Below are 19,961 nucleotides of genomic sequence, written 5' to 3'. Positions count from 1 at the left end.
CATCCGAGACCCCTGAGACAGCTGGGATACTGACGCTCATGCCACGCGTGCTGCTCATAGAGGACGACCCCTCCGTACGGGAAGGGGTCGAGCTCGGTCTGCGCCGACGCGGTCACGAGGTGCGCGCGGCCGAGACGGGCGAGGCGGGGCTCGCGGCGCTCAAGACCTTCCAGCCCGAACTCGTCCTCCTGGACCTGATGCTGCCCGGCATCAACGGCGTCCAGGTCTGCACCCGCATCCGCGAGACCAGCCAGCTGCCGATCATCATGCTCACCGCGCGCGGCGACGACTTCGACGTGGTGGTCGGGCTTGAGGCGGGCGCCGACGACTACATCGTCAAACCCGCCCGCACCGAGGTCATCGAGGCCCGCATCCGGGCCGTGCTGCGGCGCCTCACCGACCCCGGCGGCCGGCCCGGACTGGAGTTCCACGGCGAACTCGCCCTCGACCGGGCCGGTCTCACCGCCGCCAAGTCGGGCGAGCGGCTGCCGCTCGCCCCCTCCGAGCTGAAGCTGCTGCTGCACCTCGCGGCCTCGCCGGAGCAGGTCTTCAGCCGCCAGCAGCTCCTGGAGTCGGTGTGGGAGCACAGCTACCACGCCGACGCGCGGCTGGTGGACGCGTGCGTACGGCGGCTGCGCCACAAGATAGAGGACATGCCGGGGAGCCCCCGCTACATCCAGACCGTCCGCGGCTTCGGCTACCGCTTCGGTCCGCTGCGGTGATACGCGCGCTCAAGCGGGCCGGGCGGCTCGGTCTGCGGGCCCGCCTCGTGGGTGCCTTCCTCCTGGTCGCCGTGATCGCCGCGGGCACCACCGCCACCCTCATCTACCAGGAGGCCCGCTCGGCCATCCTCCAGCAGGCCCAGGACACGGCGGTCGCCCAGCTGCGCGACCAGATCGCCGCCCAGACGGTCAAGCTGCCGATGAGCCGCACCTCGCTGCGCGAACTCAGCCTCACCGTGGGCCGCCAGGGCAAGCCGCGCCCCTGGTTCGTGTACGCCGAGTACGGCACGCTGCGCGCCTCCAACGTCAGCCAGACCACGTCCGGCATCCTCACCGAAGACCTGCGCCGCCGCGCCCACGCCAATCCGCACGGCACCTTCCAGCGGGTGATGAAGGACGGCCAGCCCTGGCTGACCGTGGGCATGCCGGTGATGCTCGGCGTGGAAGGACAGCAGCCGGGGCAGCCCAGCGGGATCACGATGTACGTGGTGATGCCGCTCAGCGCCGAGGACGACAACATCCAGGCGATGGTCAGCGCCGCCCGCGACGGCGCGCTGCCCGCGCTCGCCATCGCCCTGGTGCCCGCGCTGCTCGCCGCGCGCAGCGTGCTGCGGCCGGTGCGCGATCTGCGCCGGGCCGCCAGCAGCATGGGCAGGGGCCGCCTCGACACCCGTATCGAGGTGAAGGGATCGGACGAACTGGCCGATCTGGCCTGGACGTTCAACGAGTCGGCCAAGGAGCTGGAGCGGTCCGTCGAGGAGCTCCAGAAGGCCGAGGCCAGGGCCCGCCGGTTCGCCGCCGACGTCTCGCACGAGCTGCGCACCCCGCTCGCCGGGATGCTCGCCGTCACGGAGGTGCTCGACGAGGACGCCGACCGGCTCGACCCCGACACGGCCGCCGCCGTGCGGCTCGTCTCCGCCGAGACCGGCAAGCTCGCCACGCTCGTCGACGACCTGATGGAGATCTCCCGCTTCGACGCCAAGGCCGCCGAGCTCAACCTCGACGAGGTGGACGTGGCCGAGACCATCGCCAAGACGCTCCAGCGCCGGCGCTGGGAAGAGCAGGTCACGGCCGAACTGCCCACCGGGATACGGGTGATGCTCGACCCCCGGCGCTTCGACGTGGTCGTCGCCAACCTCGTCGGCAACGCACTGCGGCACGGCGCCGCGCCGGTCCGGGTGACCCTGCGCGTCGAGGACCGGCCGGAGGGTGTACGGGTGGTGACCGAGGTCCACGACGGCGGGCCCGGGATCGCCCCGGCCGTCCTGCCGCACATCTTCGACCGCTTCTTCAAGGCCGACGCCGCCCGTACCCGCTCGGTGGGCAGCGGCCTCGGCCTCGCGATCACCCAGGAGAACGTACGGCTGCACGGCGGCACGGTCCGGGCCGCCAACCACCTTGCGGGCGGCGCGGTGTTCACCGTCGAGCTGCCGCTGCGGCCGCCCGTCGCGGAGCCGGTGTCATGAGGCGGTCGAGGACCGGCGCGATCGCGCTGCTGCTGCCCGCCGTGCTGGCGCCGGCCGGATGCGGGGTGCGGCCCTCCGAGGTCGTGGAGGTGGGCGACCCGGCGATCGTGAAGACGGCACCGGACGCCGCCCATGGCGGCGCGGCCGTCTACCTCAAGGGCCCGGACGGAGTGCTGCCCGTCATCCGGGCCACCGACGAGAAGGAGACCCCGGGCGGGGCGGTCCTGATGCTCCTCGACGGCCCCACGGACGCCGACCGGGACGCGGGGCTGACCTCCGACGTGCCCAACTACTACGGCGCAGTGGCGGTCAACGTGGACGACACCACCGTACGGGTCACGCTGACCCGCCCCGTACGCGACTTCTCCGCCGTGGCCCGGCAGCAGCTGGCGTGCACCGCGGCCCACGCGACGGCGGAGAGCCGTGCGGTCACGGTCGTCCTGCGGGGCAGCGACACCAGTCTCGCTCCCGAGCGCTGCCGGTTCTGACCGGTCGGGCGCCCGCCCGGCGGGGCGGCCTTGCCGCGGGCGTCCGGTTGCCGTCACCTTGGTGCGATGAGTGATCTGCCGGACGTCTTCGACCCGCGCCGGTACGCCGCCGGGCCGCCCCACGACGACTACCGGGAGCTGCGCGAGCGGCACCCGGTGGCCTGGCAGGAGGAGTACGAGGTGCTGGGCTGGCCCGCCGGACCCGGCTTCTGGGCGGTCACCCGGCACGCCGACGTCGTACGGGTGCTGAAGGACCCGGTCACCTACTCCTCCCTGCTCGGCGCCACCCAGATCCGCGACCCCGACCCCGACGACCTGCCGTTCATCCGGCGCATGATGCTCAACCAGGACAGACCCGACCACGGCAGGCTGCGGCGCGTGGTGAGCCGCGCCTTCACACCCCGCCGCACCGACCGGTTCGCGGCGGCGACACGAGCCCGGGCGCGCACCCTGCTCGGCGCGGCCCGCGACGGCGCCGAGGACGGGGTCTTCGACCTGGTCACCGAGGTCACCGACGACTACGCGCTGCTCAACCTCGCGGATCTGCTCGGGGTGCCCGGCAGCGACCGGGGGCTGCTCCTCGAATGGACCGAGCGGGTCATCGGCTACCAGGACCCGGACGAGCCGCCGGTGCTCGGCCCCGACGGGCGGCCGGTCAACCCGCGCTCGCCCGCGATGCTGCGCGAGATGTTCGGGTACGCCCAGGAGCTCGCCGCGTACAAGCGGCGCGAGCCCGCCGACGACGTCATGACCGCGCTGGCGCACTCCGAACTGGCCGACGCCGAGCTGGAGATGTTCTTCTTCCTGCTGACCGTGGCGGGCAACGACACCGTGCGCAGTGCCGCGCCCGGCGGCTTCCTGACGCTGGCCGAGCATCCGCGGCAGTGGCGGGCGTTGCGCGAGGGCGAGGCGCCCCTGGGCACGGCCGTGGAGGAGCTGCTGCGGTGGCACCCGCCGGTCCTCACCTTCCGCCGCACCGCCGCCCGGGACACCGTGCTCGCCGGGCAGCGGATTCGCGCGGGCGACAAGGTGGTGGTCTTCCACGCCTCGGCCAACCACGACGAGCGCGTCTTCACCCGCCCCCAGCGCCTGGACCTGAACCGTACGCCCAACCCCCACGTCTCGTTCGGGGAAGGCCCGCACATCTGTCTCGGCGCCCACTTCGCCCGGCTCCAGCTGCGCGTCCTGCACCAGGAGGCGCTGCGGCTGCTGCCCGGCCCTGCGCTCGCCGGGCCGCCGCGCAGGCTGGTCTCCAACTTCATCAACGGGGTGAAGTCGCTGCCGCTCCGGCTGTCGGGGCCGGGGTCAGGGCCGCGCGGGTGACGTCGGCGACGACCTCCACCACGTCCGGGCCGTACGCAAGGGAGTTGACGACCTTCAGGAGCAGGCAGAAGGTGCCGTTGCCGTGCTTGCGGGCCAGTTTCTCCTGGTTGCGGACGAGATAGCGGGTGGCCGCCTGGTTGGTTATCGCGCGCTGGCCGCAGAAGAGGAACACCGGCCGCCGGTCCTGGCCCGCGGTGACCCGGGCGAGGATCACGTACTCGGTGACCCCGCCCTCCACCCGGTACTTCTCGCCGCCGATGGTCAACGAGCCCCGGTCCGGGCCGGGTTCGGTGTCCACGTTCATCGTCACTCCGGGCAGCAGCGCGGAGAGGTGCGCCGCCATACGGCGGTTGGAGTACGGGCCGCCCAGACAGAACTCGGTGCGCTCCCCGAAGCCCTGCTGTGTCAGATCGTGCTGGACGATCCGGGCGTGGGCCCCGCAGTCCGTGATGAGCGAGGCGAGTTCGAGGAGCGCGAACACGTCGAACCGGTGCACCGCGCCCTCCGTCCCCGCGTCCCGGTTGACGACGAGCAGGCACTCGGAGTGGGTCGGCAGACCGAAGAAGGCCTGCTTGCGGCGGAGCCTTCGGTTCCAGAGATAGGTGCGGGTGAGCCAGCCCAGGGCGGCGCTGATGCCCGCGGCGACCACTCCCAGCACGATGTTGCGCACGTCGTCGTCCATGGGCGGGCATGTTAGCGGGAGTCCGGCGCGGTGTTCGAGACGGTCCTGACGCGACGGCGGGTGCGGCGTTACGCTGCGCGGACATTCGCACCCAGGAGGTACGCATGCGTCGCTCCGCCGTCCGCAGTCTCTCGTTGCTAGCCGTCGCCGCGGCCGTGGCGACCTCGGTCGCGGCCGCCCCGCCGAGAACCGCGCCACCGCCCGTCAAGACGCCAGAGGCGATCGGCTACGGGGGCGCCGTCGCCAGCGTCGACGTGGACGCCACCGCCGCCGGTATCGACGTCCTCAAGCACGGCGGCAACGCGGTGGACGCCGCCGTCGCCACGGCCGCCGCCCTCGGCGTCACCGAGCCGTACTCGTCGGGCATCGGCGGCGGCGGATACTTCGTCTACTACGACGCCAAGTCCCGCACCGTGCACACCATCGACGGCCGCGAGACCGCGCCGCACTCCGCCACCTCGTCCCTGTTCCTGGAGAACGGCAAGCCGCTCCCGTTCCCGGACGCGGTGACCAGCGGGCTCAGCGTCGGCACCCCCGGCACCCCGGCCACCTGGGACGCGGCCGTCGACGCCTGGGGTTCCAAGCCGCTGAGCCGGCTCCTGGAGCCCGCCGAGCGGATCGCGCGCGACGGCTTCACCGTCGACGACACCTTCCGCCAGCAGACCGCCGACAATCAGGCGCGGTTCGCGGACTTCCCGGACACCGCGAAGCTCTTCCTGCCCGGTGGACAGCTGCCGGTGGTCGGATCGAAGCTGAAGAACCCCGATCTCGCCCGCACCTACCGGCAGTTGGCGCGCGAGGGCGTCGACGCCGTCTACCGCGGCGACCTGGGACGCGACATCGTACGGACCGTCCGCAAACCCCCCGTCGCATCCGGCTCGCCCCGCCTCGCGCGCCCCGGCGACCTCACCGCGAAGGACCTGCGGTCGTACGCGGTCAAGCGCCAGGCCCCGACGAAGGTGGACTACCGCGGCCTGAAGGTCTACGGCATGGCGCCCTCGTCCTCGGGCGGCACCACGGTCGGCGAGGCGCTCAACATCCTTGAGCACACCGACCTGTCGAAGGCGTCCGAGGTCCAGTATCTGCACCGCTACATCGAGGCGACCCGGGTGGCCTTCGCGGACCGGGGCCGCTGGGTGGGCGACCCGGCCTTCGAGGACGTACCGACCAAGGGGCTGCTCTCGCAGGGGTTCGCGGACGCGCGGGCCTGTCTCATCAGCGACACCAAGGCCCTGACCAGCCCGCTGGCGCCCGGCGACCCCCGCCACCCGGCGCCGTGCGCCACCTCAGGACAGGCCTCGCCCACCACGTACGAGGGCGAGAACACCACGCATCTGACGGTGGCCGACAAGTGGGGCAACGTCGTCTCGTACACGCTCACCATCGAGCAGACCGGCGGCAGCGGCATCACCGTCCCCGGCCGGGGCTTCCTGCTCAACAACGAGCTGACGGACTTCTCGTTCGCCCCGGCGAGCCCGGCCGTCCACGACCCGAACCTGCCGGGCGCGGGCAAGCGGCCGCGCTCCTCGATGTCGCCGACGATCGTCCTCGACGGGCACGGCAGGCCGGTGCTCGCACTCGGCTCGCCGGGCGGCGCGACCATCATCACCACGGTGCTCCAGTCGCTCGTCGGGCACCTCGACCGGGGCCTGTCGCTGGTCGACTCCATCGCGGCCCCGCGCGCCAGCCAGCGCAACGCGGCGAAGACGGAGCTGGAGCCCGAGCTCTACAACGGCCCGCTGCGGGCCCAACTGGAGGCGCTGGGACAGGCGTTCACACTCAACCCGGTGATCGGCGCGGCGACCGGGGTGGAACGGCTCAGTGACGGCCGCTGGGTGGCGGCGGCCGAGAAGGTCCGGCGCGGCGGCGGTTCGGCGATGGTGGTGCGCCCAGCTGGGTGACACATCGTCAGAATCCATCCGCCGGGCGGGTGAAGCGGGCGCGGCCCTCGTCCCTCAGGGGACGGGGGTCGCGTTTCATTTGATGTGACCGGGGTTGATGCGCTCATGCAAACGGACCAGATTGTTCGCGTCAGGTAAGGAAACTTTCCTAACAGAAGGGCCCCCACGTGCGTACTCGAACGCTCGCCCTCGCCGCCGCATCCGGCGCCGCCCTGCTCGCCACGGCGGCCCTCCCCGCCACCGCCCAGGACGCGGCCCGCGCCGCCAACGCCCCCACCCGTACCGAGGAGGGCTCGGTCAGTGCGGCCGACCTGCTGTCCAAGGTGAAGAACTGTTCGCAGATCTCCAGCGGCAAGTACAGGACCGACAGCGAGAGCGCCGCGACGGTCCCGGTCTGCGGAAAGAACGGCGCCGTGTTCTGGAAGGCGGACCTGGACGTCGACTGCGACGGCCAGGCCACCACCGCCTGCAACCCCAGCACCGACCCGTGGTTCCAGGGCGACACCGCCTTCCATCAGTCCAACGGCAAACCGCTGAGCGCCGAGAAGCTGCCCTATGTCGTCGTGCCGAGCTCCAGCTCGATCTGGAACTACTCCTCGGCCGGGATAAAGGGTGGTGGTGTGGTCGCCGTCATCTACAACAACAAGGTCGAGTACGCGGTGGTCGGCGACAGCGGCCCCTCCAAGATCATCGGCGAGGCGTCCTACGCCACCGCCAAGGCGCTGGGGATAAACCCCGACCCGGCCACCGGCGGCGCCGAGTCCGGTGTCACGTACATCCTCTTCAAGGACTCGCAGACGAAGCCGATCGAGAGCCACAGTGCGGCGGTCTCCCTCGGCGACGACCTCGCCAAGAAGTTCATCGCCGACAACTGATCGCCGACAACCGATCGCTGACAACTGACGGGGTGCGGGCCGCCCGCGCTGCGCCGGGCGGCCCGCGTGCGCGCTACTTCGGCGGGCACACCTTCCACGAGAAGTGGTAGATGGTGTTGATGCTGGCGTCGGTCGAGTCCATGCTGATGAAGCTGGTCGTGTTGACCGTGTCGGAGGTGCCGGCCCCGGTCCGCAGTTCGGTGTTGATGTTCAGATAGCGCTCCTCACCGCAGGGCTTGTAGACGAGGGCGGAGACGTCCGTGGTGTCGTTGGTCTGCCAGTCGTCGGAGAACGGTCCCTTGAACGGGTGCGTGGCGTAGACCGTCTGCGACATGCCCTGGAAGTAGTAGTTCGCCCGCTCCTGCGCCGTGGCGCCCTTCTCCAGATGGGCGAAGCCGCGGTAGTCGGCCGAGGCGATCGCGTAGGTGAAGCCCTGCGGGACGTGGACGTTCAGCGCGAGCTGGCAGTTCTTCCTCATGTCGGTCGGCGAGGCACCCTTGCCGACCTGTGCCAGGTAGGCGCTGTACGTGACGGTGAACGCGGTGTTGTCCGGTGAGACCGCGACGGCCGCCGTGCCCGCCGGACACCCCGAGCCGTTGACGGTCACGAGGTCGATCACGATCTTGTCGGGGGGCGGGGTGCCCCAGCCGCCGGGGGTGTGGCCGGACGCGCTGAGCGGGGCGGCCAGAAGGACGGCGGCCGCGCCGCCGATGGCCAGTGCGTTGAACATGACGCTCCCTTCGGTCATGTCGCCAGCCCGGTTCTCCTGTGGGGGGTTGGCGGGACCATGACAGCAGAACGTCACCTTCCGGGACAGGTACGGACCAGCCAGGGTGCGGCCGTTCCGGGCCCCTCCCGGTGGCTCGATCAGGGCGCCGACTTCCGGCCACGGCAAGGAAGTTGACGCCCTCAACCGACCAGCCGAGTGTCTAGAGCCGAGTGAGGATCCGCGGGCCCGTCTCCGTCACGGCGACCGTGTGCTCGACGTGCGCCGCGCGGACACCGGTGATCGTGCGCAGGGTCCAGCCGTCCGTGGCCGGGTAGTACCCGTCGGTGCCGTCCGCGATCAGCATCGGCTCGATCGCCAGGACCATGCCGTGCCGCAGCGCCATGCCCCGGCCCGGGCGGCCCTCGTTGGGCACCCCCGGGTCCTCGTGCATATGGCGGCCGATGCCATGGCCGCCGAAGTCCTCCGGGATGCCGTATCCGGCGCCCCGGCACACCTTGCCGATCGCGTGCGCGATGTCACCGATGCGGTTGCCCACGACCGCGGCGGCGATGCCCGCCTCCAGCGCCTCGTACGCCGTCGAGATCAGCCGCACGTCCTCGGTCCGCGCCCGGCCCACCGTGAAGCTGATCGCCGAGTCCCCGGCCCAGCCGTCCAGGACCGCGCCGAAGTCGACGCTGACCAGGTCGCCGTCGCGCAGCAGGTAGCCGTCCGGGATGCCGTGCACGATGGCGTCGTTGACGGACACGCAGGCGACGGCCGGGAACGGCACCGGGGCGAAGTCCGGGTGGTAGCCGAGGAACGGCGAGGAGGCGCCCGCCGTGCGCAGCACCTCATGGGCCGCCGTGTCGATGTCCAACAGGCTGACGCCGACGTCTGCCGTGTCCCGGGCCGCCGCGAGCGCCCGCGCGACCACCCGCCCGGCCTCGCGCATCGCGTCCATCTGTATATCCGTCTTGATCTCTACCATTCCAATTACTATACCGGTCGGGTGGAGTGGTCACGCAGGCGCTCGTGCGGGTGGCGCGGGCTGAGAGGGCGTCAGAGGGATTCCAGGATCGTGGCGTTGGCGAGTCCTCCCGCCTCGCACATGGTCTGGAGGGCGTAGCGCGCCCCGCGCCGGCGCATCGCGTGCACCAGCGTGGTCATCAGCCGGGTGCCGCTGGCGCCCAGCGGGTGGCCGAGCGCGATCGCGCCGCCCTGCACATTGACCTTCGAGAGGTCGGCGCCGGTCTCCTGCTGCCAGGCGAGCACCACGCTCGCGAAGGCCTCGTTGACCTCGAAGAGGTCGATGTCGGAGAGGCCGAGTCCCGCCTTGCGCAGCACCTTTTCCGTGGCGGGGATGACTCCGGTGAGCATCAGGACGGGGTCGGAGCCGGTCACCGCGAAACCGTGCAGCCGGGCGAGCGGACGCAGCCCGAGTTTCGCCGCGGTCTCGCTGGAGGTGATCAGGACGGCGGAGGCGCCGTCGTTGGTGGGGCTGCTGTTGCCCGCGGTCACCGACCAGTCGATCTGCGGGAACCGCTCGGCGAAGTGCGGGTCCACGAAGGACGGCTTCAGCCCGGCGAGGATCTCCGGGGTCGTCGTGGGGCGTACGGACTCGTCCCGCGTCAGCCCGGCGATCGGCGCGGTCTCGGCGTCGAAGAGTCCGGCGTCCCAGGCCGCGGCGGCCTTCTGGTGCGAGGCGGTGGCGAACTCGTCCATCCGCTCCCGCCCGATCGACCACTTCGCGGCGATCAGCTCGGCGCTGATGCCCTGGGGGACGAGGCCCTCCGGGAAGCGGGCGGCCACCCCCGGGCCGAACGGGTCCTTGCCGGCCGGCACGTTGGACCACATCGGCACCCGGCTCATCGACTCGACCCCGCAGGCCACGACCAGGTCGTACGCCCCCGAGAGCACGCCCTGGGCGGCGAAGTGGACGGCCTGCTGCGAGGAGCCGCACTGGCGGTCCACGGTCGTCGCGGGGACGGTGTCCGGGAACCCGGCGGAGAGCCAGGCGTACCGGGTGGTGTTCATCGCCTGCTCGCCGACCTGGTCGACGGTGCCGCCGATCACGTCGTCGACCAGCGCCGGGTCGACACTGCTGCGTTCGACGAGGGCGCGCAGGGTGTGGGCGAGCAGTTCGACGGGGTGCGTCCGGGAGAGCGCCCCGCCCGGCTTTCCCTTTCCTGTCGGGGTACGGACCGCTTCCACGATCACGGCGTCACGCATCGCGTGCTCCTCGGCTCTGATCGGTCCTGCTCGGGTCCTACCCGTGCCACTACCCGCGAGTAGGTTGGAAAACTGGATTCACTGTAACTCGCTGGGTTGGAAAATCCAATGCACTGCCGTTCCTGGCTTACCGTGGAGCCATGACGACGTCGCAGAAGAACGCCCGCCCCTGCTCGATCGCCGACGCGCTCGCGGTCGTGGGGGAGAAGTACGCGCTGCTCGTCCTGCGCGAGGTCTTCTTCGGCGTGCACCGCTTCGACGCGATCGCCCGCAACGTGGGCGCCCCCCGCGACATCCTCACCGCCCGGCTGCGCCGGCTCGTCGACGCGGGCGTCCTGGAGAAGGTGCTCTACAACGAGCGGCCTGCCCGGTACGAGTACCGGGCCACCGAGGCGGGGCAGGAGCTGCGCCCGGTGCTGCTGATGCTGATGCGCTGGGGCGACCGCCACCTGGCGGACGTACCGCCCACGGTGTGGCGGCACACCTGCGGCGCGGACCTGGACCCCACCATCATGTGCCGCTCCTGCGGCGAGGAGGTCCACCGGCGCGATGTCACTCCGCGGTTCCAGGTGGCGGGGTGGACGCAGGAGGGCGCGGAGGCGGGCTGATGCGCGCGTGGCCGGCCCGACGCAACCCCGGCTGGTCGAGCCCCCTGGGGGCGCGGGGCTGTGACATGTGCGGCTCCGCCGCCCGGGCCCGACCGGCCCCGCACGGTCCGCAGCCGAATCGCCACCGGCGGAGTCCTTACGCCGCCAGCGGCGTGCAGTGCCCGGCGACCTCGTCGAGCGAGAGTCCGAGTACGGAGGCGAGCGCGGCCACGGTGAAGAACGCCGGGGTCGGGGCGCGGCCGGTCTCGATCTTGCGCAGAGTCTCGGCGGAGAGCCCGGCGGCAGCGGCGACCTCGCTCATGCTGCGCCCGTCGCGCGCCGCCCGCAGCAATCGGCCGAGCCGCTCGCCGCGCTCGCGCTCTTCTGGGGTGAGAGGGGTGCGGACCATGGGGCGAGTCTAGTCCCGTAACCCCTTCGTCCGGCTGCGGACCGTCGTGGCTGGTCGCGCCCACGCGGCGGAGCGCACATGTCACAGCCCCGCGCCCCTGGGGGCCGGTCGGCCCAACAGATCCTGCGTCCCGCGGTGGGCGGCCCCACCGTGGAAGCGTGCTCAAGCAGCCCGCCCCGAAGTGGCCCCGCCGCACCGCCGCCCTCGCCACCCTCATCGCGTTCGGCGTCTGCGCCCCCGTCGCCTGCACCCCCGCCTCCCGTGTCTCGGCCATCTCGGCGGGCCAGGACGCCGTGTCCGCCTTCCACCACCCCGGTGTGGTGATCGGCAGGAACCAGCTGGACACCGTACGGGCGAGGGTGCGGGCCGGGCGGGAGCCCTGGCGCTCGGCGTACGAGAAGATGCGGACCAGCCGGTACGGCTCGCTCGCGTACACCGCGCACCCCGCCGAGATCGTCCCCTGTCCGCCGAACGCCGGGCCGCCCTCGTGTCTGGCCGAGCGCGAGGACGCGATCGCCGCGTACACCCAGGCGCTGCTCTGGTCCGTCGACGGCGACGAGGCGCACGCCCGCAAGGCCGTCGAGATCATGGACGGCTGGGCGAAGGTGATGAAGGAGCACACCGAGGGCAACGCGGGCCTGCAGACCGCCTGGGCGGGCTCGTCGTGGGCGCGCGCCGCCGACATCGTGCACGCGGGCTACCCGAGGTGGGGCGCCGCGGACGTCCAGCGCTTCAAGTGGATGCTGCGCAAGGCCTATCTGCCCGCCGTGACCGCCAAGGTCCCCGACTACAACGGGAACTGGGAACTGGCGATGACCGACGCGGCCATCGGGATCGCGGTGTTCCTGGAGGACCGCGAACTGTTCACCGAGTCGCTGGGCCGCTACCGGGCGCGGGTCCCCGCCTACTTCTACCTCGGGTCCGACGGGAAGCTGCCCAAGCCGCCGCCCGGCGGCACGATGGACACCCCGGAGAAGCTGGCCACGTACTGGTTCGGGCAGCGTACCTACGCCGACGGGCTCGGCCAGGAGACCTGCCGCAACTTCATGCACATCGGCTACTCGCTGGCCGCCTCCGGGCACATCGCGGAGACCGCCTGGCAGCAGGGCGTCGACCTGTACGGGCCCACGGCCGAGCGACTGCGGGCCGCCCTGGAGTTCCACGCCCGCTACCAGCTGGGCGAGGTGGCCCCGCGGTGGCTGTGCGGCGGCAAGGTGGAGCGCACGATGGGGCCGGACGTCGAGGTCGCCCTCAACCACCTGCGCAACCGGATGCACCTGAAGCTCCCCGAGACCGAGAAGCTCGCCGAGCGGCAGCGCCCGTCGGGGACGGACGACCTGTTCGTGGCCTGGGAGACGCTGACGCACGCGGACAACCCGGGGCGGGCTTCGGCGGTGTGACCGGCGGGGCGCGTTGGGTGCGGTCGGGGGGCGCGCGACTTCTTCCATCACCACCCCGTTCGGCGCGCGGCCATACGCCGGTATCGCGGCGAAGACCTCGGCGTAACACGGGCGCAATGCGGCGGGTATCGAATGCCCACGGACCGTGGGGGTTCAGTCGGCGGTTGGGGGATTGCGCTATGACGGTTAATCAACTCCCGGTGGACATCGGGGTGTTCGTGCAATACATGGGCCGGATGGCGGCCCTGCTCGACCGGTACGGCGGCTGGTGCGGCGTCTTCTGGCGGCGCGACCCCGACGGCATGGCGGCCTGTCTCGACGGCAGGGAGATCCCGCCCTGGGACGTGGTCGAATCGCTGCTCCAGGACCTCGCGCCGACGCACGGCCCGGAGGCGGTGGCCCGTGAGACGGTACGGGCGAAGGCGCTGCACAACGCGGCCGCCGCCGCGTACGACGCCCGCCCGGGCGGCCGCGAGGCGCTGCGCGAACGGCTCGCCCTGATGCTCCGCGAGCAGGCGTACGCGGCCGACCGCCTGCCGGGCGCCGCCCCGGACGAACTGGCCTGGATCCAGGACGACCTGGCCCGGGCGACAGCGCGCTGCGCGGAACTGCGCGCCCGCATCACCGCGTTGGGCCCGGAGGTCCCGCGGGGCTGGTTCAGCGATCGGGCGGTGGCGCGGCCCAGGGGGTCGGCCGAGGGGGAGAGGGGTCCCGGTGAACCCGGTGAACCCGGCGGGCCGGGCGTGCCCAGAGTGCCCGACCTCCCCGCCGGACCCGCGGCAACCGACCCGGCGCCCCGGGTACCCGCGCCCCGGCCCGCCGCGCGGCGCACCTCGCGCGGGGCCAGGTTCGCCGGACTGGAGGACGGCGGGGCCGAGGCGGAGGACGGCGGCCCCTTACTGCCGCCGGTCGCCGCCGCCGCGCCCACCGGCGCCCGGTTCGGCGGCGGTTGGCACACCCGCAGACACCCCGAGCACGCCCGGGGGAAGAGCGAGCCGCAGCCGGAGGAGGGGGCGGACGACCGCGAACGGCGCCGGAGCGTGCGCGAAGCCGTCGTCCGGCTCGTCCGGCTGCGCGCCCGGGGCCGCACCGGCGAGGCGCACGCCGTGCTGTGCGAGGCGGCCGCCGGACCCGCCGCCCTGCTGCCGCTGTTCGCGGGCGAACTGCACCGCGCGGGCCTGGGCGCCGACTGGGCCACCCTGCTGTGGGAGGCGGCCTCGCTGCCGCCCGACCGGCTGGCCGCGGCGGCCGCCGCGCTCGCCGCCGCCGGGCAGGGCGCCGACTGTCACCGGCTGCTGCGCCAGGGTGTGTCCCGGCCCGCCGGGCAGATCGCGGACGCGGTGCTCGCTCTGGGTGACGCCGGGCGCGAGCGCGAGGCGGACGCACTGCTGAGCGCCTTCGTCCGGGTCCGCACGCCGGAGGACGCGGCACAGCTGGCCGCGCACGCCCCGGCGCGGCTGGGGCCGCAGCTGCTGGCCGCCGCCGGTGCGGTCTCCGAGGGGCGGCGACGGGACGTCATCCATGCCTTCCGGGTGGCCAGAATTGCAACAGAACGTTGAAGATGCTGGATTGAGGTGAGGGCGCGGCTGGGCAGGGTCCGTACCGATGGACATGGACTCCCGCACAGCCCAGCCGCGTACGCGTCCGCCGTGTACGCCCACCGCCGCCGCGTTCTTCGACGTCGAGGGCACGCTCCTGGCCGTGCCCGAGCTGCCCGAGCCGCACCACGACGGCCCCGGGCCGCCGCTCGGCCGTCTCTGGCACGCGCCGGTCCTCGCGGCGCTGCACGACCACGCCGCCCGGGGGCACCTGGTGGTCCTGGTGACGCCGTCGTCCGCCGGGGCCGTCGCGCCCGTCGCCCGCGAGCTGGGCGCCGATGCCGTGCTCTGCGCCCGGCCGAGGGCCCCGATGACCGGCCAGGGCAAGGGGTACGCGGCCCGCGCCCTGCTGCGCGAGCACGCCCTGCTCGCCGCCGACTGCTACGCGTACGCGGACGAGGCGGCCGATCTCCCGCTGCTCGCCGAGGTGGGCAACCCGGTGGTCGTCGGCGACGACCCGGTGCTGCTGAGGCATGCCCGGCGGGGCAACTGGGCCCGGCTGCCCGCCCCCGTACCGAGGGAAATGTGATCGACTTCGTGGCGTAACGGCGATGGTCTTGCCACGGTGCGTGACGGGCTCTACGGTCTCTCCACACGCGGTCTACGCGTGTGGATGCCTGGCTGACGGCCCGTCTAAGGAGCAGCTCATGGCCACTGTTGTCCGCGCCGCACTGGTCCAGGCCAGTTGGACCGGCGATACCGAATCCATGATCGCCAAACACGAGGAACACGCCCGCGAGGCGGCCCGGCAGGGTGCGAAGATCATTGGATTCCAGGAGGTCTTCAACGCCCCGTACTTCTGCCAGGTGCAGGAGCCCGAGCACTACCGGTGGGCGGAGCCGGTGCCGGACGGGCCGACCGTGCGGCGGATGCAGGAGCTCGCCCGCGAGACCGGGATGGTGATCGTCGTCCCGGTCTTCGAGATCGAGGGCTCCGGTTTCTACTACAACACCGCGGCCGTGATCGACGCCGACGGCAGCTACCTCGGCAAGTACCGCAAGCACCACATCCCCCAGGTGAAGGGGTTCTGGGAGAAGTACTACTTCAAACCGGGCAACCTGGGATGGCCGGTCTTCGACACCGCCGTGGGCCGGGTCGGCGTCTATATCTGCTACGACCGCCACTTCCCCGAAGGCTGGCGGCAGTTGGGCCTCAACGGCGCCCAGATCGTCTACAACCCGTCGGCCACCTCGCGTGGACTTTCGGCCTATCTCTGGCAGCTGGAACAGCCCGCCTCGGCGGTGGCCAACGAGTACTTCATCGCCGCCATCAACCGGGTCGGCCGCGAGGAGTACGGCGACAACGACTTCTACGGCACCAGCTACTTCGTGGACCCGCGCGGCCAGTTCGTCGGCGAGCCCGCCAGCGACAAGGAGGAGGAGCTCCTCGTCCGCGATCTCGACTTCGGTCTCATCGACGAGGTGCGCCAGCAGTGGGCGTTCTACCGCGACCGGCGGCCCGACGCCTACGAAGGGCTGGTGAAGCCGTGACCTCCCTCTTCGACCGCCACCGCGCTGTCCTGCCCGACTGGCTCGCGCTCTACTACCGGCACCCGATCGAGATCACCCACGGCGAGGGCCGCCACGTCTGGGACTCCGAGGGCAAGCGGTATCTCGACTTCTTCGGCGGCATCCTCACCACCATGACCGCCCACGCCCTGCCCGAGGTCACCAAGGCGGTATCCGACCAGGCCGGGCGGATCATCCACTCCTCGACGCTCTACCTCAACCGCCCGATGGTGGAGCTCGCCGAGCGGATCGCCCACCTCTCCGGCATCCCGGACGCCCGGGTCTTCTTCACCACCTCCGGCACCGAGGCGAACGACACCGCGCTGCTGCTCGCCACCGCCCACCGCGGCTCCAACCAGATCCTGGCGATGCGCAACAGCTACCACGGCCGCTCGTTCAGCGCGGTCGGCATCACCGGCAACCGCGCCTGGTCCCCGACGAGCCTGTCGCCGCTGCAGACGCTGTACGTGCACGGGGGCGTCCGCTCCCGGGGCCCCTACGCGGAGTTGAGCGACGGTCAGTTCATCAACGCCTGTGTGGCCGACCTCGAAGACCTGCTCGGGCACACCCGCGAGGTCGCCGCGCTCATCGCCGAGCCCATCCAGGGCGTCGGCGGCTTCACCTCGCCCCCCGACGGGCTCTACGCCGCTTTCCGCGAGGTCCTCGACCGGCACGGCATCCTGTGGATCAGCGACGAGGTGCAGACCGGCTGGGGCCGCACCGGCGACCACTTCTGGGGCTGGCAGGCGCACGCCGAGAACGGCCCGCCGGACATCCTCACCTTCGCCAAGGGCATCGGCAACGGCATGTCCGTCGGCGGTGTGGTGGCGAGCGCCCGCATCATGAACTGCCTGGACGCCAACTCCATTTCGACCTTCGGCGGCTCCCCGGTCACCATGGCCGCCGGCCTCGCCAACCTCTCGTACCTCGTCGAACACGACCTCCAGGGCAACGCGCGCCGCGTCGGCGGCCTGCTCATGGAGCGGCTGCGGGCCGTCGCCGCCCAGCTCCCCCTCGTACGTGAGGTGCGCGGCCGGGGCCTGATGGCGGGCATCGAGCTGGTGAAGCCGGGCACCGACGAGGCCCATCCGGAGGCCGCTGCCGCCGTGCTGGAGGCGGCGCGCGAGGGCGGACTGCTCATCGGCAAGGGCGGCGGGCACAGCACCAGCGTGCTGCGGATCGCCCCGCCGCTGACGCTCACCGTCGCGGAGGCGGAAGAGGGCGCCGCGGTCCTCGAACGGGCCCTGCGGAGTGTCAGTTAGGGGCGCGGGGCCGTGACCGTGCGGCTCCGCCGCGTGACGCGACCAGCCACGGACGGCCCGCAGACGAAGCACACCGCGCCCCCTCCACGGAGCGCTCGTACGTGTACGAAAGGGAGCACCACCCATGAGTACCCGCACCCTGATCACCGGCGGTCTGGTGATCACCGCCGCCGACGAGATCCACGCCGACGTACTGATCGAGGACGGCCGCATCGCCGCCCTGGCCGCGCACGGGTCGAGCGCGGCGCAGAGCTGGAGCGCCGGCCGTACGATCGACGCGACCGACAAGTACGTCATCCCGGGCGGAGTCGACGCCCACACCCACATGGAGCTCCCCTTCGGCGGGACCTTCGCCTCCGACACCTTCGAGACCGGCACCCGGGCCGCGGCCTGGGGCGGCACCACCACGATCGTGGACTTCGCCGTGCAGTCGCCGGGCCACGCGCTGCGCGAGGGCCTGGACGCCTGGTACGCCAAGGCGGACGGCAAGTGCGCGATCGACTACGCGTTCCACATGATCCTCTCCGATGTGAACGAGCACACGCTCAAGGAGATGGACCTGCTGGTGGAGGAGGGCGTCACCTCCTTCAAGCTGTTCATGGCGTACCCCGGCGTCTTCTACAGCGACGACGGGCAGATCCTGCGGGCGATGCAGCGCTCGGCCACCAACGGCGGGCTGATCATGATGCACGCCGAGAACGGCATCGCGATCGACGTCCTCGTCGAGCAGGCGCTCGCCGCGGGCCGCACCGATCCGCGCCACCACGGCGAGGTGCGCCGCGCCCTGCTCGAAGCCGAGGCCACCCACCGGGCGATCCAGCTGGCCCGGGTCGCCGGGGCGCCGCTCTACGTCGTCCATGTGTCGGCCGAGGAGGCGGTCGCCGAGCTGGCAGCCGCCCGGGACAAGGGACTTCCGGTCTTCGGCGAGACCTGTCCGCAGTACCTGTTCCTCTCCACCGACAATCTGGCCGAGCCCGGCTTCGAGGGCGCCAAGTACGTCTGCTCGACGCCGCTGCGGCCCAAGGAGCACCAGGCCGCGCTCTGGCGGGGGCTGCGCACCAACGACCTCCAGGTGGTCTCCACCGACCACTGCCCGTTCTGCTTCGTGGGGCAGAAGGAGCTCGGCCGGGGCGACTTCTCCAAGATCCCCAACGGTCTGCCGGGCGTGGAGAACCGGATGGACCTGCTCCACCAGGCGGTGCTCGACGGCCACCTCACCCGGCGCCGCTGGATCGAGATCGCCTGCGCCAGCCCGGCGCGGATGTTCGGGCTCTATCCGAAGAAGGGCACCATCGCACCAGGCGCCGACGCCGACGTCGTCATCTACGACCCGCACGCCGAACAGACCATCTCCGCGGAGACCCACCACATGAACGTGGACTACTCGGCGTACGAGGGCAGGCGGATCACCGGCCGCGTCGAGACGGTCCTCTCGCGCGGCGAACTCGTCGTCCACGAACGGCAGTTCACCGGACGGGCCGGACACGGCCTCTACACCCCGCGGGCCACCTCCCAGTACCTCGGCCAGTAACCAGGAGCAGCACCACATGGACTTCGGACTCGTCCTGCAGACCGACCCGCCCGCCTCGACCGTCGTCGGCCTCATGCGCCGCGCGGAACGCAACGGCTTCCGCTACGGCTGGACCTTCGACTCGGCGGTCCTCTGGCAGGAGCCGTTCGTCATCTACAGCCGCATCCTGGAGCACACGCGGCAGATGCACGTCGGCCCGATGGTGACCAACCCGGGCACCAGGACCTGGGAGGTCACCGCCTCGACCTTCGCCACCCTCAACGAGATGTACGGCAACCGCACCGTCTGCGGTATCGGCCGCGGCGACTCCGCGATGCGCGTCGCCGGGCGCAAACCCAACACCCTGGCCCGCCTCGGCGAAGCCATCGGCGTCATCCGCGAGCTCGCGGAGGGCCGCGAGGCCGAGGTCGACGGGCAGCGTCTGAAGCTGCCCTGGGTCAGGGACGGCAAGCTGCCCGTCTGGATGGCGGCGTACGGGCCGAAGGCGCTGGCGCTCGCCGGGCAGAAGGCCGACGGCTTCATCCTCCAGCTCGCGGATCCGTTCCTGACGGAGTGGATGGTCAAGGCGGTCCGCACGGCCGCCGTGGAGGCCGGGCGCGACCCCGCCTCCGTGACCATCTGCGTCGCCGCCCCGGCCTACGTCGGCGACGACCTCGGCCACGCCCGCGAGCAGTGCCGCTGGTTCGGCGGCATGGTCGGCAACCACGTCGCGGACCTGGTGTCGCGGTACGGCGAGCACTCGGGCCTGGTGCCGGACGCGCTCACCGACTACATCAAGGCGCGCCAGGGCTACGACTACAGCCACCACGGCCGCACCGACAACCCGGACACCGCCTTCGTCCCCGACGAGATCGTCGACCGCTTCTGCCTCCTCGGCCCCGTCGAGGCGCACATCGAGAAGTTGAAGGCGCTGCGCGACCTGGGTGTCGACCAGTTCGCGGTGTACGCGATGCACGACGCACGGGAAGCGGTCATCGACGCGTACGGGGAGCGGGTGATCCCGGCGCTCAGCTGAGCCGTTCGGGGGCGCCCGGCCCGCACCGGGCGCCCCCGTTCCCGTACCCCGTCCCCTCCCACGGCCCGTTCGCCCTCCCTCCTCGTCCCCCGAACGAATGGCCTGCCCATCACCGACACCGCGATACCGACGGACACCGCCCCGCAGGACAGCCGCTTCGTCAACGACGACCTCCGGCCGGTGCCACCCGAGGAACGCCGCTGGACCACGTACAACTTCGCCGCCCTCTGGGTCGGCATGGCGCACAACATCCCCG

General features: G+C 72.0%; 19 protein-coding genes and 1 pseudogene. 15 read left to right on the top strand and 5 right to left on the bottom strand.

The window, feature by feature from the left end; translation table 11 throughout:
- The first annotated feature begins 38 nt into the window (after positions 1 to 38).
- The 4 genes from ACFWA7_RS03405 (at position 39) to ACFWA7_RS03390 (ending at position 3,999) form a co-directional block, all read left to right on the top strand.
- Positions 39 to 722, top strand: coding sequence for a response regulator (locus ACFWA7_RS03405; protein WP_385539485.1), 684 nt, complete (start codon positions 39 to 41; stop codon positions 720 to 722).
- Complete coding sequence (locus ACFWA7_RS03400) at positions 719 to 2,188, top strand: ATP-binding protein (RefSeq protein ID WP_385820561.1); 1,470 nt, start codon at positions 719 to 721, stop codon at positions 2,186 to 2,188. Before ACFWA7_RS03405 ends, ACFWA7_RS03400 begins: the two co-directional genes overlap by 4 nt.
- Positions 2,185 to 2,676, top strand: coding sequence for a hypothetical protein (locus ACFWA7_RS03395; protein ID WP_385539489.1), 492 nt, complete (start codon positions 2,185 to 2,187; stop codon positions 2,674 to 2,676). The genes ACFWA7_RS03400 and ACFWA7_RS03395 overlap by 4 nt, the downstream gene beginning before the upstream one ends.
- 66 nt (positions 2,677 to 2,742) lie before the next feature.
- The gene (locus ACFWA7_RS03390; protein WP_385820559.1) at positions 2,743 to 3,999 is read left to right on the top strand and encodes a cytochrome P450; all 1,257 of its coding nucleotides are present in this window, start codon (positions 2,743 to 2,745) and stop codon (positions 3,997 to 3,999) included.
- Here the strand turns inward: ACFWA7_RS03390 and ACFWA7_RS03385 are convergent.
- Positions 3,938 to 4,681 (bottom strand): hypothetical protein, encoded by a 744-nt coding sequence (locus ACFWA7_RS03385; protein ID WP_385820557.1) that lies wholly within the window; start codon positions 4,679 to 4,681, stop codon positions 3,938 to 3,940. The two genes, ACFWA7_RS03390 and ACFWA7_RS03385, sit on opposite strands and share 62 nt — an antisense overlap.
- A gap of 104 nt (positions 4,682 to 4,785) precedes the next feature.
- Here ACFWA7_RS03385 and ggt point away from each other — a divergent pair, with 104 nt between their 5' ends.
- Both ggt and ACFWA7_RS03375 read left to right on the top strand, forming a co-directional pair.
- Positions 4,786 to 6,582 carry a gamma-glutamyltransferase gene (gene ggt, locus ACFWA7_RS03380; protein WP_385820555.1) on the top strand — a complete coding sequence of 599 codons (1,797 nt, stop codon included), beginning with the start codon at positions 4,786 to 4,788 and terminating at the stop codon, positions 6,580 to 6,582.
- A 167-nt stretch (positions 6,583 to 6,749) separates the two neighbouring features.
- Positions 6,750 to 7,457: a glycoside hydrolase family 75 protein gene (locus ACFWA7_RS03375; protein ID WP_385539495.1), complete on the top strand. Its 708-nt coding sequence runs from the start codon at positions 6,750 to 6,752 to the stop codon at positions 7,455 to 7,457.
- A gap of 73 nt (positions 7,458 to 7,530) precedes the next feature.
- Here ACFWA7_RS03375 and ACFWA7_RS03370 read toward each other — a convergent pair whose 3' ends face one another.
- The 3 genes from ACFWA7_RS03370 to ACFWA7_RS03360 form a co-directional block, all read right to left on the bottom strand.
- Positions 7,531 to 8,187, bottom strand: coding sequence for a DUF4360 domain-containing protein (locus ACFWA7_RS03370; RefSeq protein ID WP_385539497.1), 657 nt, complete (start codon positions 8,185 to 8,187; stop codon positions 7,531 to 7,533).
- A 199-nt stretch (positions 8,188 to 8,386) separates the two neighbouring features.
- The gene (map, locus tag ACFWA7_RS03365; protein WP_385539499.1) at positions 8,387 to 9,154 is read right to left on the bottom strand and encodes a type I methionyl aminopeptidase; all 768 of its coding nucleotides are present in this window, start codon (positions 9,152 to 9,154) and stop codon (positions 8,387 to 8,389) included.
- Positions 9,155 to 9,225: 71 nt separating this feature from the next.
- Positions 9,226 to 10,395: a thiolase family protein gene (locus ACFWA7_RS03360; RefSeq protein WP_385820553.1), complete on the bottom strand. Its 1,170-nt coding sequence runs from the start codon at positions 10,393 to 10,395 to the stop codon at positions 9,226 to 9,228.
- 140 nt (positions 10,396 to 10,535) lie between these two features.
- Between ACFWA7_RS03360 and ACFWA7_RS03355 the strand changes: the two genes are divergently transcribed.
- Positions 10,536 to 11,003 carry a winged helix-turn-helix transcriptional regulator gene (locus ACFWA7_RS03355; RefSeq protein WP_385539503.1) on the top strand — a complete coding sequence of 156 codons (468 nt, stop codon included), beginning with the start codon at positions 10,536 to 10,538 and terminating at the stop codon, positions 11,001 to 11,003.
- Positions 11,004 to 11,139: 136 nt separating this feature from the next.
- Here ACFWA7_RS03355 and ACFWA7_RS03350 read toward each other — a convergent pair whose 3' ends face one another.
- Positions 11,140 to 11,391, bottom strand: coding sequence for a helix-turn-helix domain-containing protein (locus tag ACFWA7_RS03350; protein ID WP_101390849.1), 252 nt, complete (start codon positions 11,389 to 11,391; stop codon positions 11,140 to 11,142).
- A 158-nt stretch (positions 11,392 to 11,549) separates the two neighbouring features.
- On the opposite strand from ACFWA7_RS03350, the gene ACFWA7_RS03345 reads away from it, so the two are divergent.
- The 8 genes and pseudogenes from ACFWA7_RS03345 to ACFWA7_RS03310 all read left to right on the top strand — a co-directional run.
- Complete coding sequence (locus ACFWA7_RS03345; RefSeq protein WP_385820551.1) at positions 11,550 to 12,791, top strand: alginate lyase family protein; 1,242 nt, start codon at positions 11,550 to 11,552, stop codon at positions 12,789 to 12,791.
- A 179-nt stretch (positions 12,792 to 12,970) separates the two neighbouring features.
- Positions 12,971 to 14,350 carry a hypothetical protein gene (locus ACFWA7_RS03340; protein ID WP_385539507.1) on the top strand — a complete coding sequence of 460 codons (1,380 nt, stop codon included), beginning with the start codon at positions 12,971 to 12,973 and terminating at the stop codon, positions 14,348 to 14,350.
- Positions 14,351 to 14,396: 46 nt separating this feature from the next.
- Entirely contained in the window at positions 14,397 to 14,918 is a 522-nt protein-coding gene (locus tag ACFWA7_RS03335; RefSeq protein WP_385820549.1) for an HAD family hydrolase, read from the top strand.
- Between the two features lie 118 nt (positions 14,919 to 15,036).
- Positions 15,037 to 15,879: a nitrilase-related carbon-nitrogen hydrolase gene (locus tag ACFWA7_RS03330; RefSeq protein WP_385539511.1), complete on the top strand. Its 843-nt coding sequence runs from the start codon at positions 15,037 to 15,039 to the stop codon at positions 15,877 to 15,879.
- Positions 15,876 to 17,159: an aspartate aminotransferase family protein gene (locus tag ACFWA7_RS03325; RefSeq protein ID WP_385820547.1), complete on the top strand. Its 1,284-nt coding sequence runs from the start codon at positions 15,876 to 15,878 to the stop codon at positions 17,157 to 17,159. Before ACFWA7_RS03330 ends, ACFWA7_RS03325 begins: the two co-directional genes overlap by 4 nt.
- A 124-nt stretch (positions 17,160 to 17,283) precedes the next feature.
- The gene (gene hydA / locus ACFWA7_RS03320; protein WP_385539514.1) at positions 17,284 to 18,690 is read left to right on the top strand and encodes a dihydropyrimidinase; all 1,407 of its coding nucleotides are present in this window, start codon (positions 17,284 to 17,286) and stop codon (positions 18,688 to 18,690) included.
- 16 nt (positions 18,691 to 18,706) lie between these two features.
- Positions 18,707 to 19,705 carry a TIGR03842 family LLM class F420-dependent oxidoreductase gene (locus tag ACFWA7_RS03315; protein WP_385539516.1) on the top strand — a complete coding sequence of 333 codons (999 nt, stop codon included), beginning with the start codon at positions 18,707 to 18,709 and terminating at the stop codon, positions 19,703 to 19,705.
- 102 nt (positions 19,706 to 19,807) lie between these two features.
- Positions 19,808 to 19,960: pseudogene (locus ACFWA7_RS03310) on the top strand (cytosine permease); the annotation flags it as partial.
- Position 19,961: the final 1 nt, after the last annotated feature.

Source organism: Streptomyces sp. NPDC059994, from assembly GCF_042737755.1.
Lineage (GTDB): Bacteria > Actinomycetota > Actinomycetes > Streptomycetales > Streptomycetaceae > Streptomyces.
The sequence above is the reverse complement of the archived record's forward strand: the minus strand, read 5'-3'. Positions and strand labels throughout refer to the sequence as shown.

What these genes read in the sequence shown, in the direction of transcription:
- ACFWA7_RS03405 (WP_385539485.1), top strand. Translation starts at nt 39, where the DNA reads ATGCCACGCGTGCTGCTCATAGAGGACGACCCCTCCGTACGGGAAGGG.
- ACFWA7_RS03395 (WP_385539489.1), top strand. Translation starts at nt 2,185, where the DNA reads ATGAGGCGGTCGAGGACCGGCGCGATCGCGCTGCTGCTGCCCGCCGTG.
- ACFWA7_RS03390 (WP_385820559.1), top strand. Translation starts at nt 2,743, where the DNA reads ATGAGTGATCTGCCGGACGTCTTCGACCCGCGCCGGTACGCCGCCGGG.
- ACFWA7_RS03385 (WP_385820557.1), bottom strand. Translation starts at nt 4,681, where the DNA reads ATGGACGACGACGTGCGCAACATCGTGCTGGGAGTGGTCGCCGCGGGC.
- ggt (WP_385820555.1), top strand. Translation starts at nt 4,786, where the DNA reads ATGCGTCGCTCCGCCGTCCGCAGTCTCTCGTTGCTAGCCGTCGCCGCG.
- ACFWA7_RS03370 (WP_385539497.1), bottom strand. Translation starts at nt 8,187, where the DNA reads ATGTTCAACGCACTGGCCATCGGCGGCGCGGCCGCCGTCCTTCTGGCC.
- map (WP_385539499.1), bottom strand. Translation starts at nt 9,154, where the DNA reads ATGGTAGAGATCAAGACGGATATACAGATGGACGCGATGCGCGAGGCC.
- ACFWA7_RS03360 (WP_385820553.1), bottom strand. Translation starts at nt 10,395, where the DNA reads ATGCGTGACGCCGTGATCGTGGAAGCGGTCCGTACCCCGACAGGAAAG.
- ACFWA7_RS03355 (WP_385539503.1), top strand. Translation starts at nt 10,536, where the DNA reads ATGACGACGTCGCAGAAGAACGCCCGCCCCTGCTCGATCGCCGACGCG.
- ACFWA7_RS03350 (WP_101390849.1), bottom strand. Translation starts at nt 11,391, where the DNA reads ATGGTCCGCACCCCTCTCACCCCAGAAGAGCGCGAGCGCGGCGAGCGG.
- ACFWA7_RS03340 (WP_385539507.1), top strand. Translation starts at nt 12,971, where the DNA reads ATGACGGTTAATCAACTCCCGGTGGACATCGGGGTGTTCGTGCAATAC.
- ACFWA7_RS03335 (WP_385820549.1), top strand. Translation starts at nt 14,397, where the DNA reads ATGGACATGGACTCCCGCACAGCCCAGCCGCGTACGCGTCCGCCGTGT.
- ACFWA7_RS03330 (WP_385539511.1), top strand. Translation starts at nt 15,037, where the DNA reads ATGGCCACTGTTGTCCGCGCCGCACTGGTCCAGGCCAGTTGGACCGGC.
- hydA (WP_385539514.1), top strand. Translation starts at nt 17,284, where the DNA reads ATGAGTACCCGCACCCTGATCACCGGCGGTCTGGTGATCACCGCCGCC.
- ACFWA7_RS03315 (WP_385539516.1), top strand. Translation starts at nt 18,707, where the DNA reads ATGGACTTCGGACTCGTCCTGCAGACCGACCCGCCCGCCTCGACCGTC.